The 13,981-nt window shown below is 42.8% G+C and carries 9 protein-coding genes and 1 tRNA gene; 5 read left to right on the top strand and 5 right to left on the bottom strand.

Going from position 1 to position 13,981, the window contains the following annotated elements:
• Positions 1-28 precede the first annotated feature (28 nt).
• Genes AC3E9V_RS13825 through AC3E9V_RS13815 form a run of 3 tightly spaced genes read left to right on the top strand, consistent with a single transcriptional unit; the run spans position 29 to position 6,238 of the window.
• A complete protein-coding gene (locus AC3E9V_RS13825; protein WP_488748716.1) occupies positions 29-3,130 on the top strand; it encodes a SusC/RagA family TonB-linked outer membrane protein in 3,102 nt (1,033 codons plus the stop codon).
• Between the two features lie 19 nt (positions 3,131-3,149).
• Positions 3,150-4,817: a RagB/SusD family nutrient uptake outer membrane protein gene (locus tag AC3E9V_RS13820; RefSeq protein ID WP_488748715.1), complete on the top strand. Its 1,668-nt coding sequence runs from the start codon at positions 3,150-3,152 to the stop codon at positions 4,815-4,817.
• Positions 4,818-4,858: 41 nt separating this feature from the next.
• Positions 4,859-6,238 (top strand): DUF1735 domain-containing protein, encoded by a 1,380-nt coding sequence (locus tag AC3E9V_RS13815; RefSeq protein ID WP_488748714.1) that lies wholly within the window; start codon positions 4,859-4,861, stop codon positions 6,236-6,238.
• A 696-nt stretch (positions 6,239-6,934) separates the two neighbouring features.
• Here the strand turns inward: AC3E9V_RS13815 and AC3E9V_RS13810 are convergent.
• Positions 6,935-7,011 (bottom strand) — tRNA-Ile (locus AC3E9V_RS13810).
• 175 nt (positions 7,012-7,186) lie between these two features.
• Here AC3E9V_RS13810 and AC3E9V_RS13805 point away from each other — a divergent pair.
• Together AC3E9V_RS13805 and AC3E9V_RS13800 are read left to right on the top strand one after the other, a co-directional pair.
• Entirely contained in the window at positions 7,187-7,816 is a 630-nt protein-coding gene (locus tag AC3E9V_RS13805) for an HAD family hydrolase (RefSeq protein ID WP_488748713.1), read from the top strand.
• The gene (locus AC3E9V_RS13800) at positions 7,809-8,981 is read left to right on the top strand and encodes a site-2 protease family protein (RefSeq protein WP_488748712.1); all 1,173 of its coding nucleotides are present in this window, start codon (positions 7,809-7,811) and stop codon (positions 8,979-8,981) included. The genes AC3E9V_RS13805 and AC3E9V_RS13800 overlap by 8 nt, the downstream gene beginning before the upstream one ends.
• Here AC3E9V_RS13800 and AC3E9V_RS13795 read toward each other — a convergent pair.
• The 4 genes from AC3E9V_RS13795 to AC3E9V_RS13780 are packed head-to-tail and all read right to left on the bottom strand — an operon-like array spanning position 8,971 to position 13,968.
• On the bottom strand, positions 8,971-10,971 hold the full coding sequence (locus tag AC3E9V_RS13795; RefSeq protein WP_488748711.1) for a choice-of-anchor B family protein: 2,001 nt from the start codon (positions 10,969-10,971) through the stop codon (positions 8,971-8,973). The genes AC3E9V_RS13800 and AC3E9V_RS13795 overlap by 11 nt on opposite strands.
• On the bottom strand, positions 10,968-11,270 hold the full coding sequence (locus AC3E9V_RS13790; RefSeq protein ID WP_488748710.1) for a rhodanese-like domain-containing protein: 303 nt from the start codon (positions 11,268-11,270) through the stop codon (positions 10,968-10,970). The genes AC3E9V_RS13795 and AC3E9V_RS13790 overlap by 4 nt, the downstream gene beginning before the upstream one ends.
• Positions 11,267-13,174, bottom strand: coding sequence for a T9SS type A sorting domain-containing protein (locus AC3E9V_RS13785; RefSeq protein WP_488748709.1), 1,908 nt, complete (start codon positions 13,172-13,174; stop codon positions 11,267-11,269). Before AC3E9V_RS13785 ends, AC3E9V_RS13790 begins: the two co-directional genes overlap by 4 nt.
• Positions 13,120-13,968, bottom strand: coding sequence for a PASTA domain-containing protein (locus AC3E9V_RS13780; RefSeq protein ID WP_488748708.1), 849 nt, complete (start codon positions 13,966-13,968; stop codon positions 13,120-13,122). Before AC3E9V_RS13780 ends, AC3E9V_RS13785 begins: the two co-directional genes overlap by 55 nt.
• Positions 13,969-13,981 lie beyond the last annotated feature (13 nt).

Here is a 13,981-nt window from a genome sequence, read left to right as displayed (position 1 = left end):
TTTTATCATTTGATCTAAAGAAGAAATTATGAAACTAAAAATAATAAGCAGGTATCTCATAGCAGCAATTCTATGCATTTGTGGTCTGACAGATACTTTTGCACAAGTAGAACCAACATCATCTCTGGAAGGCAAGGTAGTTGATGATGAAGGTAATCCGCTAGCCAGGGTCCTGGTCGAGTCTTTTAATACCCAGGATCGTACATATACGACTTCAGACGGAGCATTTTCAGTAAATGTCACCAGTCTCGAGGATCAGTTAATTATAACCCTGGATGGGTTTAAACGACAGACGCTAACGGTAAGTAACGGACAGTTTGATGATGGCGAAACGATCAACCTGAAGGCTAATAAGATATTTGGTGAAACAAATGAAGTCGTACTTCCTTATCAGGATTTTAGTGAGACCAGATCTGTTTCAGCGACTAATGTGATTACCGGTGAAGAGCTATTGTCTTATCCTACTGAGTCACTTATAGAGGCGCTTTACGGGCGACTTCCTGGTCTTACGGTGAACAATGCATTTTCTGATGGTCCGGGTAGAAACACGTATTTTGCTAATGTAAGAGGCCAAAATGCTACTTTTTACGTAGATGGGATCCAAAGAGATCCGACGTACCTTTCCATTTACGAAGTAGACAGAGTATATGTATTCAAAGACCTTTCCAGCCGGGCTTCTTTAGGAATATCCGGAGCGGGACCTGTCCTATGGATCATTACAAAGAAAGGTGAGAGCTTTAACCGGCAGATCAATGTGAATGTAGAGTACGGTGTGAGTTCACCAACGGAAACTCCGGGCTATCTGGATGCTTACAATTATGCGGTATTAAGGAATGAAGCGAATGAGAATGATGGTCTGGCTCCGCAGTTTTCGGATGAGGCATTAGCAGCTTACCAAAGTGGATCAAATCCATTGAGGTACCCTAATGTGGACTATTACGATGAGTATCTGAAAAGTTCTACATCCTTTAGCAGAGCTAATGTTAATTTCTCCGGAGGGGACAGGAAAGTGAATTTCTTCACCATGCTTGATTATACTGGGAACGGGGGCTTGGAAGCAGTGGGAGAGGAAGCTACCTATGACCGGTACAATGCCCGGGCTAATGTAAACCTGAACATCACAGACTACATCAGCATGAATGTGAATCTGGCAGGATCGATTGTGGATACAAGATTTCCCAACTTTAACGGAACTGGTATTTATTACAATTTGTATGAGTACTTGCCGGGACTTCCTTCTAATGCTCACCCGAATAAATACGATGGGCAACTTTTTACGAGTGCTAATTATCCCACCAATGTAGAAAATGAACTGACCAATGGTTTTGGTGATGGTCAGACTTTAAATACACAAAACAATGCAACCTTAAATCTCGATTTGGGAAGTCTGGTTGAAGGGTTGACATTTTCAACTACGGGTGCATTTGATGTAAACAATCAATTGACCGAAGTAAAGGGAGGAACCTCGGATCTGTATCGCCTTACTCAGAATGGTCAGGGTGAAGATTCAGTATTCAGGTTCACTCAGGCTACGGTAGATCCTTCCCTGGGTAATGGTTATGACTTTTACCGACGGGTGACCTCATTGTATTCTCGTTTCAACTATAATCGAACGTTTAACAGGCATGCGATTAGCTCTCACTTGTCTTACTATCAGTCAGTGGATGAAACCAAGAATTTCATTGGGTCAGAGCAACCATTTAAGATCCAGGACATTTCTTTTCGAACCAATTATGCTTTGGATAACAAATACATTGTACAGTTAGACCTGGCCTACTCAGGTAGTATGAAGCTTCCTGATGGGGAAAGGTTCAATCTGTATCCAACAGTTGGCGCTGCCTGGGTAATCAGTGAAGAAGCATTTCTGAGAAATTCTTCATCAATCAATTACCTCAAACTATATGGCTCGTATGGGCAGATGGGGTACAATAGCGCTGGTGGATATACAATAGTGAATGGCAATATCATACAATCCGGGCTGGGAATTGGAGGAGTTAATGAATTTTACCTGAGTGAGACCTTATGGCAGCAAACCGGAAGTGGTTACACTTTTGGGACGTTCACTGAGCGAAGTGCCGGAACTAATATTTATACCATTTCCCAACAGGGGAGTGATGATTATGAGCTGCCTACCCGTAAATACCTGAATATCGGAGTTCAAACGGAGCTGTTCAATTTTGTTTCATTAGAAGCGAATTACTTCTATGAAAACAATTCCGGACAGCTTTCACGAAGAACAAGTCAGATCCCATTAATCTTTGGAGCCCCCAATTTTATCCCTGTAGCGAACTTTGGTGAGAGTACTCAGTATGGTGTAGATGGAATGATTACGTTCACTAAGAAAAAAGGTGATTTCCGTTACGCCCTGGGATTGAACGCAGTTTATCAGACTGGTAAGTTCTTAGTCGTTGATGAGCCAGTGGGTTTAGCTGATTACCGTAAACTAGCCGGAACTAACAGGGATGAAATAAGAGGATACCTGGCAGAAGGGTTATTCCAATCCGATTCGGAAATATCCAATAGGGATGTAACACAAAGCTGGGGAGCTGTACAGCCTGGAGACATTCGTTATACAGATATAAACGGAGATGGTGTTGTGAATGAAGAAGATATCACAACTACAGGTTTTCATACGCCTCGAATCAGTTATGGAGTTAATATTTCCATGAGCTACAAAGGTTTTGGTCTCATTATACTCGGTCAGGGTCAGGCGGATGGACACACACTTTTGTCAAACCCGAACTATTTTTGGATAGAGGGAGAGTTGAGCGATCTGAATAATTCTTCAAGTCCCAATTACTCTGAAGTGATGCTGGATCGTTACCCGGTTACGAACAATTATCCGCGACTTACTACCACTTCATATAACAATTTTCAGCAATCTACTTTCTGGTTAGCTGATGCATCTTACCTGCGGATAAAAAACATTGAGTTGAGTTATACATTGCCTGAGTCTGTTTCTTCGAGATTGGCGATGACAAAAACACGCCTCTTTGTGCGCGGAAGAAACTTATTTGTCCTTTCGGAATTGACCGACAAGTATGGAATAAGCCCTGAACGACAAAGTGCGGGCGCAGGATCTTATCCGATCATGAAAGCCATAACAGGAGGTATTTCCTGCAGATTTTAATCACTAAAGACACAACGAAATGAAAAGAATAGCAATAATACTTTTATCAGCAATTACGGTGGTGTCCTGTGAGTTTTTGGACCCGGAGCCTATTCAGGACCTGACGTCTGAAGAGCTGTGGTCACATAGCACTTTTGGAGAGGGGATACTAACCAATGTTTATGTGGACATAAACTCCAGGACTTACCCGGTAGAGATGGAATACTATACAGATAATGCAGTACCTCAAACACCCGGGGACAATAATCTGGCTCTTGGAGGCTGGACTCTGGAGGGTAATCCTGTCGGAAACTGGTCCGATGCTTATAATAACATAAAGCACCTGAACCTTTTCCTTGAAAACTCCAGGGATCTGCTGTATCGGGTCACAGACGATCGATTGGATTCTGCACTGAAGGTTCAACGGAGGGGTGAAGCCTTTTTTCTGAGAGCCTGGAATCAATGGGAGCTTCTCCAGTACTATGGAGGCCAGGTAGATGGTCAGTACATGGGGTTTCCCATTGTCACAGAGTATCTTGAAATTGATGATGATCTTAACCGCCCGCGCAATACCTATGAAGAGTGTGTAGCACAAATAGCACAGGATCTTGATTCAGCTATTGTAAGGCTTCCATTAACTTATAACGGATCATTAACCAATACATCTATTACAAACCGAGGGCGTGCATCAGGCCTGGGAGCTATGGCCTTAAAGGCTCGTGTATTCCTGTTTGCTGCCAGTCCTGCTTATAGTGATGCATCAATAGATAAATGGGAAAGAGCGGCTATAGCTGCCAGGGATGCTATTGATGCTTCCGGAGGTTTAACTCAGCTTATCCCTTATGGAAACTTCAATGACATCAACTCTTTCGATAACATATGGGTTGTTTCTAATAGAGGAATAAATCCTGCACAGTATTTTCCTCCCTCTTTATTTGGGAATGGACAGGCAAATCCAAGCCAAAACCTGGTAGATGCTTTCCCTGCAGCTGATGGATATCCCATTAGTACAAGTGCTGCTTATGATCCTGCAGATCCTTACGGCAATCGTGACCCTCGTTTCGAGCGGTTTATTTTTCATAACGGGGAAGTATTTAATGGTACTACCATTCAGACCTATACCGGTGGTACGGATGCTCCGGGGGGATTAAGCCAGCTGGGTACCAGAACGGGGTATTATCTGCAAAAATTGATGAGTAACAACATCAACCTCACACCTGGAAATATAGCCACTGATAACAATATGTATGTGATTCTGAGCAGAGCAGAGCTTTACCTGAATTTCGCAGAAGCAGCCAACAATGCTTACGGACCTACTGATGCGTCGCTTGGTTTCTCAGCTGCTGATGTTATGCAAATGTTGCGAATGCGTGCCGGAATTGATTCAGACAATGTGACTGCTGGATATCAGGATCAGTATCTGGATGATCAGGCGGCTGCCGGAACCAGTGCATTTGCTGATTTCATTGAAAATGAAAGAAGAATTGAGCTTTGCTTTGAGGGATTCAGGTTCTGGGATATAAGGCGTTTAAATCAACCACTTAATCATACGGTGCGTGGTGTAGTGATCGACAATAATGGTGGAACTTTCACTTACGATTACGTGGAGGTAGAGCAGCATACTTTTCAGGATTACATGAGGTATGTGCCGGTTCCTTTTAGTGAAACATTGATTATGAGTGAATTAGAACAAAACGATGGCTGGTGATCAAGTTAGGCCAAATCATCATCTATTAAAATAAGATAGTTATGAAAAAGATTTTAACGATTTTAATATTAACCGTATTCATTACTGCCTGCTATGATGATTTCAGGTTGGATTACGAATACACAACAGTCGCCTTTTCCAATGCTGATGGTGGCTCCAATATGGATGGTGTACTTTACCGGACTGCGGTCATGGGTGAGGGTATGCGTATCGATGTGGGAGTTTACATCGGAGGTGTTATAGAAAACCGGCAGGATCGAGTAGTGAATTTCGAAATTGATGAATCACTGCTGGCTGGTACGGGTTTTGAGATGCTGCCAAATGAGTACTACTCATTGAGCAGTGAGGGGCAGTTTGTGATACCCAAAGGTTCACACACCGGACGAATTACGGTCGAATTGGATTCGGCAAGATTTGCCAACGACCCATTGGCTGTTGAGCCACATTATGCCATTCCGTTTGTACTTACAGGTACAGATGATGCGGATTCCGTTTTGGCGACCAATGCTTCTAAGATCGTAGTGATGAAGTATATCAATGAGATGACCGGCTATTACGATCAGGAGGTTTCATATATAACCACTGATCCCGGTGGGGCGGAGCTTTCTAATTCAGAGCTTACCAACGTCATTGAGTTCAAAACTACAGGACCCATGGATTTGCTTTCAGATGGAATGATCTTCAAAGGACCTACTTACCAGATGGAAATTATGATTGCAACTGATAATACCGTATCAATGCAATATGTTCCAAATCCAAATATTGATACTTCTCCGAAAAACATAGCGAGAGAAGATCCGGCTGTTGTCGTATCTACTTCACAAGTTTCTGATTGGGAGACTTTAGAGGCTGTAAATACAGGAGAAGGAGATCCTTCGTCAGTTCCCGGTGAAAGTGATGGAGGGCAATATGGAAATTGGCCTGCGAATGGTGAATATCACTGGGTAGAGTATGATTTTGGTCTGTCGGCTTATAATATGACCATTTCCAGGATATTTTGGGTTTCGGATGGCGGTGGTCTTCTGGCACCAAATGATTCGTATTTGGAATACTGGGATACGGAAACTGAGGTCTGGGTTAGAATTGACGAACCAGTTGGTGTAGCCCTTGATCAGTTCAACGAAACTTCCTTTGATGTAACCACTACCAAAATAAGGATCTATTTTAAATCAGATGATTCCGTTGGTATTTCAGAGTGGGAGGTTATAGGTACTCCTGTTCCTACAGAGCCGGAACAGGCTATAATAGAAAGTGTGACAACTGGGAATAGCACATTTGACCCTGAAACCGGCACATTGGATATCACCTATACAATCAATTATGAGTTCCAGGATTATTCTACCGAAGTTAGTTCCAGGCTTGTGTGGCGAAACAGAATTCGTGACGGGGTGAACGAGTGGAGGAAATATGGTAATGATTGATTTGAAATGATATAACCAGTGGCCATAACTCTAATGGGTCACATACACTGGCAACTACTTCTTCATGTTTTACAGTAAAGAACAAAAAACTCCTTGATTTAGGAGTTTTTTGTTTTTCAGTGAGACCATATTATTGTTGTTTAAAACGGGTTTTACCTTATCTGAACTAGTTGGGATCACGCAAAATTTCTGTGGGAAGATTGTATTTATTCATGAAGAGATCCATTTGCAGAAGTGTAGAATGGACTGCCTTCGTTTATATGATATCCTTCATTCTTTTGCTCTCCCAAAAGAACGAACCGCAGTGGCGGACCGTCGAGTCCACGGTGGACAAGAAAAAGGAGCCCTAACCGGGCCGTCACGATCGAAGACACCTTTCCGGATTAAAGCCAATCGGCCTTATAGTGAAATGTTGCTTAGATAAGCATGGTTAAAATCCTCTCCCTTACCCTCTCCAAAAGAGAGGGACAATAGGAGCTTATCAAAGCAACATTTCAAGCGCCTACCATCCCTCCGCACATTTCGTTTCTGCATATGAATTCAATTTTTCTTCCAAATAGTATTTTCCCCAAGTGGTCCACAACTTTTTGGATTGATCCCTGTCAATTGCGTGACTGTAGATGATATAGCAGAAGTAGTTTACCATATAAATAAAAAAGACCGTCTCAGTTGCTTTTGAGACGGTCTATTAGATGTTGGTGGGCCCACCTGGGCTCGAACCAGGGACCCCTTGATTATGAGTCAAGTGCTCTAACCAGCTGAGCTATAGGCCCGTAAGATCAAAGCCAGATCTTACACTTTATTCTTTTCCTACTCGGGTGATCGCTCCCGAACCGGCGACTTTCACGCTTTCGGCGTGATGTCCCTTCCCAAAAAATAAACAGTCATAGAGGCTGCCTTTGTTTTGGGACTGCAATATTAGATATTTGCCGCTAATTATACAACGAAGTGACTCCAAGACTAAGCGAAATAGATACAATTATTTTTGACCTGGGAGAAGTCATCGTGGACCTTGATCCCCAGGCCGTAGTGAATGAGTTTTCAAGCCTTACCAAAGCAGATGGTCAGAAGATACGTGACCTCATAGTAAAGTCCAACTATTTGTACGAGTATGAGACCGGTGCAATGTCCGATTCAGATTTTGTAGCGGCAGTAAATGAACTCTTTTCGGCAAATGTTTCTGAAGACGATTTTAGAAAAGCCTGGAACCTTATGATCAAAGGAATCTCAACGGAAAGACTAAGTTTCATGAAAAAGCTCATGAAAACACACAGAGTGTTGCTGCTAAGCAATACCAATAAAATGCATGAGGAATACTTTGATCAGCTGGTCAGAAATGAAACCGGTCGGTTAATGAAGGACTATGCTCATGAGGCCTTTTACTCGCACCTTGTAGGCCACAGAAAACCTGAAGCTGTCATCTATGAACACGTCATAGAAAAGCAGAACCTGAACCCCTCTAAAGCTATCTTCCTGGACGATCGTAAAGAAAACATTGATGCCGCAATTGGCGTTGGTCTAAAAGCTGTGCAGGTCCATTTTCCGGATCAAATTTTCGAAATTCTTAAGAATGAATAAAGATCAGAAAAAGCTCCTTACCCATATTGGTTTATTTCTAATTACGCTACTGGCCACCACACTCGCAGGCGCAGAGTGGATGTACAGTAAATACCTGCTTTGGGTTGAGGAAGAATTCCAGATGACGTGGGATGATTTTACCGGAGGGTTTCATTTCAGTATCCCTTTTTTGTTGATCCTCAGCTTTCATGAGTTTGGACATTATTTTACCGCAAAATATCACAAGGTCAGAGTTACCCTGCCTTATTATATTCCTTTTTGGTTAGGTTTTTTACCAGGATTTCCTTCTTTCGGTACCATGGGAGCCATGATTCGTATCAAGGATCATATTTATTCGCTCAAGCATTATTTTGACATAGGTGTTTCCGGGCCAATAGCCGGTTTTGTCATTGCCATTGGGGTGATTTGGTACGGGTTCACCAATCTGCCCGAACCGGAGTATATCTTTCAGATCCATCCGGAATATGAGCAATATGGATTAGATTATGCTGAGCATGTATATGATGACGAGGAAGGAGTGGCTTTTAAGTTTGGGCCAAACCTTACCTACTGGTTTTTTGAAACTTACGTGGCAGATTCTGAACGCCTCCCACACCCAAATGAGATCATACATTTTCCGTATTTGCTTGCTGGTTATCTGGCTTTGTTCTTTACTGCCCTGAATTTGCTTCCTGTAGGTCAGCTGGATGGAGGACATATTATTTTCGGAATGTTTGGTCCAAAACGACACAGGGTCATATCGAGGGTACTGTTTACTGCTTTTGTTTTCTATGCGGGGCTGGGTTTTATTTCCATTTCAGATCTTGAAGATATTTCTATTCAAAGCAGTTTGGAGTATCTCCTCGTACTGGGGCTGTATCTCTATTTTCTTTATGCTACTGCCCGCTCTATGTTCAGAGACAGGCAGGAAAGGTGGATGTTTGCGGCTATCATGATGGCTTCTCAATTTGTGATCAGCTACCTGTTTCAGGTTGAGGGTTATAGTGGATGGTTGCTTTTTGCATTCATTGTAGGACGTTTCCTGGGTGTAGATCATCCACCAGTATTAGATAACAGGCCATTATCTACAGGACGGCAGATTGTAGGATGGATTGCGGTGATAGTCTTTATTTTATCGTTCAGTCCGGAACCTTTTATCCTTGAGTTTTCTGCTCCTACTGAATGACGATCTTCCTGATTTGAGTTTTTTTACCAGAAGTTACTTTGAGTAAATAAACCCCTTTCATGTACGTTTCTAATGAAATGTGATGTGTTCCGGCGGAGACGTTTTTCTGAAGTAATACCTGTCCGCTAAGGGTTAACAATTGTATATCCTGTTTGCTTTCAATATTCAGGATCAGCTGATCTTTGGCTGGATTAGGGAATATTTTTATTTTTTCATCTTTAGCCTCAAGCGACAGGATTACTGAAGTAAATTGTGTCAAAGAGTCAACTCCGCAGTTATTATAAGCTTTAAGCTTGACCTCAAAAATGTCTGATGCAGGAAATAGGTGAGTAGGGTTTTCCTCGGTAGAGGTTTCTCCATCACCAAAGTGCCATTCATATGATGTAGCATTCCGGGTGGTGTTTGTGAATGATACCGTTTTGTCCATTACCTGGAAAGTGAATGAAACATCCGGTAATACATCAGTAAATTCATATTGTGCAGGATAGGAGTAAAAGAGGTTGCCGTTTTGATCGGTCACTTTGCAGCGAATGGGTGTATTTACATAGTCCTCAATAGCTTTCATATCCAGATTTTGGCTGGTGGTTGAACCGATTAAACCGACGGACTCCGTAAGGTCTGCAAATCCGATACCATCAAAAAACTGCCATTGGTATGTAAGATTGCTTTCCTCATTGATCCCGAGTTCAAAAGATGTTTCAGTCCCCTCACATTGCGCTTTATTAGCGGGGCTTTTAGAAATTCTATGTTCCAGAGTGTCTAGTTTGATCAGGAACAGTCCGTTTACCATATCAGAGACGGCAATGGTGCCACTTTCAAAGAACGGGTAATTGCTCCAGGCACCGCCATAATGAATTTCATTTGCTTCAGGATACGTATCGAAGAAAGCTCTTTCTCTTAAAATTCCTTCAGCAATTCGGTCGGATTCCAGAATTCTCAGTCCACTTAAATAGTTGGATTCATACACCAGACCTTGATGAACATACAAATTATGGTCTACCGAGGCTTCTTCATTATAGAATTCGCCGATCAAAACAGGGTTATCGAGATCCTCTACATTCCAGATTAATGTCCGGGGGTTAAACTCAAACTCAAATTCATCCAACTCATCATTCATCAGGAAAAAACGATGATCTTCCGTTAACCAGCCCTGGTGACTATAGCGAGCTTTTTCATAACCTGTTCTGCTGACCAGATTCATATCTTCTTTATTATCCACGTCCACTATAGTGAATGTATCTTCGTTAGAGTTGAAACAGATTTCCTTGCCTTGATAATCTCCGTCCGGACCTTCGTAAATCACACACTGAGCATCATGGGTATATCCGTCTTCATCAAAACAACCAATGTACGCCGGGTTTAAGGGGTCCTGGATATTCAGGATGTGAAGGCCGCCTGCGTTGCAAGTAGAGCCCGTAGTGGCACCCACAATGTAGGCGTAGCCCGTTTCTTCATTGATGACGATGTTATGAGCAGAGTTTATCCCATCGTATCGGGTATCTTCCGCAAACTCCTGAAAAGTGGATCCATCGTATTCGCGAAGCCTCGTCAGATCAAATACCTGCATGCCATGTTCCGCATTGCCATCACTGACCACAAATACATGGTCTTTATAAACTTTCATATCCCGCCAGTTTGATTTGCCGTGTTGTACTTCCTGGGAAGCTGACATACGCTGTGCCGCTCCTGGAGGTTCGATGAGTTTACCAATTACTACCGGGGTAGCAGGGGAGGTAATATCCACAAATGCCACACCATCCGTTAGCCCGACGATGGCATATTCTTTTCCGGTTTCCTGGTCTGTCCAGCCCCAGATGTCATTGAGGTAGAATCCATTATTCTCTACTGCTCCCAGGTCTTGTGGGGATATCCTCGCATAAAAACTGACCTGATTACAGGGGTATCCCTCGGCCAACCCGTCCAAACACGGTGTTTGAGCGTAAACAGGCAGGGTGAAGGTAAATAGTATGATCAGAAATGAAGGTTTCATTTAATCGTAGCGAAGGCCTCTACACCTCCAATTAGACAGCGCACTTTTTCAAAACCCTGCTTTTTCAGGAACTTCCTGGCCTGATTGCTTCGCTTTCCGGATTGGCAATGAAGTATGATCTCTTTATCCTGAAGAGAAGCTATCATGTCTAATTTCATTGGGATCGTGGGCAGGGGCAGGAGTTTAGCTCCTATGTTAAACTCTTCGTACTCCCATTCTTCTCTGACATCAAAAAAATGAATTTGCTCACCTTTCTTCAGTCGGGTTTTTAGTTCTGCCGGGGTAATGTCTTTCATCATTTTCGGATAATCACTTTTTGGGTTGTAAGGGTGTTCCTGTTGTTTATTTGCAACAAATATATCCCATCTTTCAAAAAGTTGAGGTTCAGCTCTTTTTGGTTTCGGACACTGTGAACCTTTCTGCCCATTAGATCCAGAATGACCACTTCTTCCATTTGCTCATGAAAATAAACAGATCCTGTAGTAGGATTGGGGTAGAAAGCGGGTTTTTCCAATAGAGGTTTATTTCCCAAAACGATCTCACCTGCCTCATCAAAAACCGGTCGGATCATTAACACTCCGGAAAGGCGTGTGTTTTGGTCCCAGACACCCTCCACATTTGAGAACATATTTTCACTTCCTGAAATATTATTTCTATCAAATCCGATCCCAATATAGTTATCTATAAACTGCTGATACCCTACAAAAATGGTGTCTTTAACTAGCAGGGGGCGACTTAGCTCTATGCGAACGAATTGATTGATCTTTGCTGGTGGTTGAATATTGTAAGGAACCCGGATCAGTTCTCCATTTTCTGACAGGTTTCGCCAGACCACAATATCTACACTCTTTCCCGATGCATTAGGAGCGATGTTTGGAAAATAGATATCTACGTGTGTCATGGTATCCGGCTCGAGTAAGGCATATCTCATAGCCACTTGTCCGCGATTAGAGTTGATCCCGATTGCAAATTCCGCCCCTCCGTCATCATAGGCGTAGTAGTTATGAAGGGTATATTCACTTTTTATGGTGTCGTTGATACGTAGGTTTACAGGGTAGTAAATAGTATCGTTATCAGCATCAACTTCGTAAAGCAGACTATCACCGCTACTATATAGAAACTGTGACGAGAGCACCAATGAGTCACCTTCAAACGGTGAAATATTGAACGTAACATTTGCGGGGTTTGGACCAGTTGCTGGTTTTATTTCGCCAGGCTCCAGAGCTCCCACGTTGTTAAGCTGATAATTTAAATATGCTTCTTTTGTGTTTTCATTAGTAATACTATATCGCACATCTGCCGGCTGTACTTTATCATCAAGGTTACTTATCAGGATTGATTGTTGGCTGAATATTGTTTCAGGATCATTAAAAAAAGCCGAGGCTGTAACTTGATAGTACTGACCGAGGAGAGGTCCCGGAGACCCGGTAACACTATGATCTACTACGATGCTATCGTTTTGAGTTCTATTCTGATTAAGATAAACGTAATCAATATTCCATGTATCAAATGGTCCTGTCAGGCTACTGAATGATTGGAATTTGAACCGGAAGCTATCGTGAAAGTATCTTGACTGATTGACCTGAATATCCTCGAATGTAAAACGCTCTTTTACATTTTCAAGCCCTCCGGTCATTTGCCAGACGGTTTCCCAAACCAGGTTGGTGTCGATCTTTGCCAAAAACTGCAGCCTGATTGAGTCATCATCATCCGGGATTTCACCAAAACCTTTGGCTTGCCAGTAGAAGCTCAGGTAAACTGTGTTTCTGTTAAATGGGCTGACAGTGGATAAATCTATGGGCTGACTGATAAGGCTATCACCAGCGCCATTGAAATTGGCTGAAATGTTGTGGGCCTGGCCGGTAAAACGCAACCCGTCAAAAGTGGCCACACCCTGGGTAGGGGCATATTGTCCGAGTGTGTTATTTACAAATATGTCTTTTCCTGTCTGCCATAGTAATGTATCCGGAGTTCCTTTTGTCCGGGAAAAATCATCCCAGAAAGGCAGACCTACGGGAATTGCCACAGTTTGTCCTGAAGTTCGGGCATTGGGCTGGGTTTGCTTATCATGAATGGGGTGTACAACCCATTGCGAGTAGGCTGCTACTGTTGAGAAGACAAGGACTATTGAAACAATCCAGTGCTTCATCACTGATCCAGCAAAGTAGGACTTGTATTGAGAGAATCGGGACTGTATATCCATAAATCTATCATCTGACCCAGTCGCATTGTTTGTCCTTCATCAGGACTTTGTTTAAAAACAGCTCCAGGTGAGACATCTCTTTTCATGTAGTTTATTGTGCCATCTTCATTTTCTATTTCTATAACGGCCTTTCCCTCTTTCTCGTATGTAACATTGCCAACTTGTAAGCCAGATCCGATTATCGCAAATTGTGCGCTTTCCAGATCCAGACCAATGAGGTTCGGGGACCTGAGAGACTGGTTGCCCAGTCCGTCACCAGCTACAAGGTCTATCACAGATCCTTTTGGGATCTTTTCTCCTTCCAGCACTTCCCGGCCATCTAGCTTTTGACCATGTATGGAGTTTAATGCTAAATCCGGAATGTAAGTGATTTTTCCTACCTCCAGGTCATACGTTTTTAACACCAGTAAAGCATTTTTTATAGAACCTCCTACCAGGTTTGGCATACGCACCAATGGAGGGTTTTCGGCATTGAGAGTAACGTATATTTTTCTGTTTTCCTTAACCTTGGAATTTGGCATGGGAACCTGCTTCAACACGGACAGGGCGGGCTGGCTGGCAGAGAACCCTGAATCTTCTGTTACTTCGTACCTGAGATTGCGTGCTTCCAGAAACTCATCAAGGTCTTCCAGTGCTACCCCTCTTACATCGGGGACGGTGATGGTTTCACCATGGTTAGTATCCAATGGGAGGTATACATAGAAAAAGAACAATACTAATGAAACCCCGATCACTGTGATCAATCCCAGGTGAATAAGCAGGTCTTTCCAGCTTTTGACTTTAAGTAATTGCATAATTGACTAAACT

Source organism: Marinoscillum sp. HNIBRBA16962 (assembly GCF_057801515.1).
This window is presented reverse-complemented; position numbering and strand designations above follow the sequence as displayed.

Bases quoted from the DNA above. Each gene is read 5' to 3' on its own strand.
- AC3E9V_RS13825 (WP_488748716.1), top strand. From the start codon at position 29: ATGAAACTAAAAATAATAAGCAGGTATCTCATAGCAGCAATTCTATGC.
- AC3E9V_RS13820 (WP_488748715.1), top strand. From the start codon at position 3,150: ATGAAAAGAATAGCAATAATACTTTTATCAGCAATTACGGTGGTGTCC.
- AC3E9V_RS13815 (WP_488748714.1), top strand. From the start codon at position 4,859: ATGAAAAAGATTTTAACGATTTTAATATTAACCGTATTCATTACTGCC.
- AC3E9V_RS13800 (WP_488748712.1), top strand. From the start codon at position 7,809: ATGAATAAAGATCAGAAAAAGCTCCTTACCCATATTGGTTTATTTCTA.
- AC3E9V_RS13795 (WP_488748711.1), bottom strand. From the start codon at position 10,971: ATGAAACCTTCATTTCTGATCATACTATTTACCTTCACCCTGCCTGTT.
- AC3E9V_RS13790 (WP_488748710.1), bottom strand. From the start codon at position 11,270: ATGATGAAAGACATTACCCCGGCAGAACTAAAAACCCGACTGAAGAAA.
- AC3E9V_RS13785 (WP_488748709.1), bottom strand. From the start codon at position 13,174: ATGGATATACAGTCCCGATTCTCTCAATACAAGTCCTACTTTGCTGGA.
- AC3E9V_RS13780 (WP_488748708.1), bottom strand. From the start codon at position 13,968: ATGCAATTACTTAAAGTCAAAAGCTGGAAAGACCTGCTTATTCACCTG.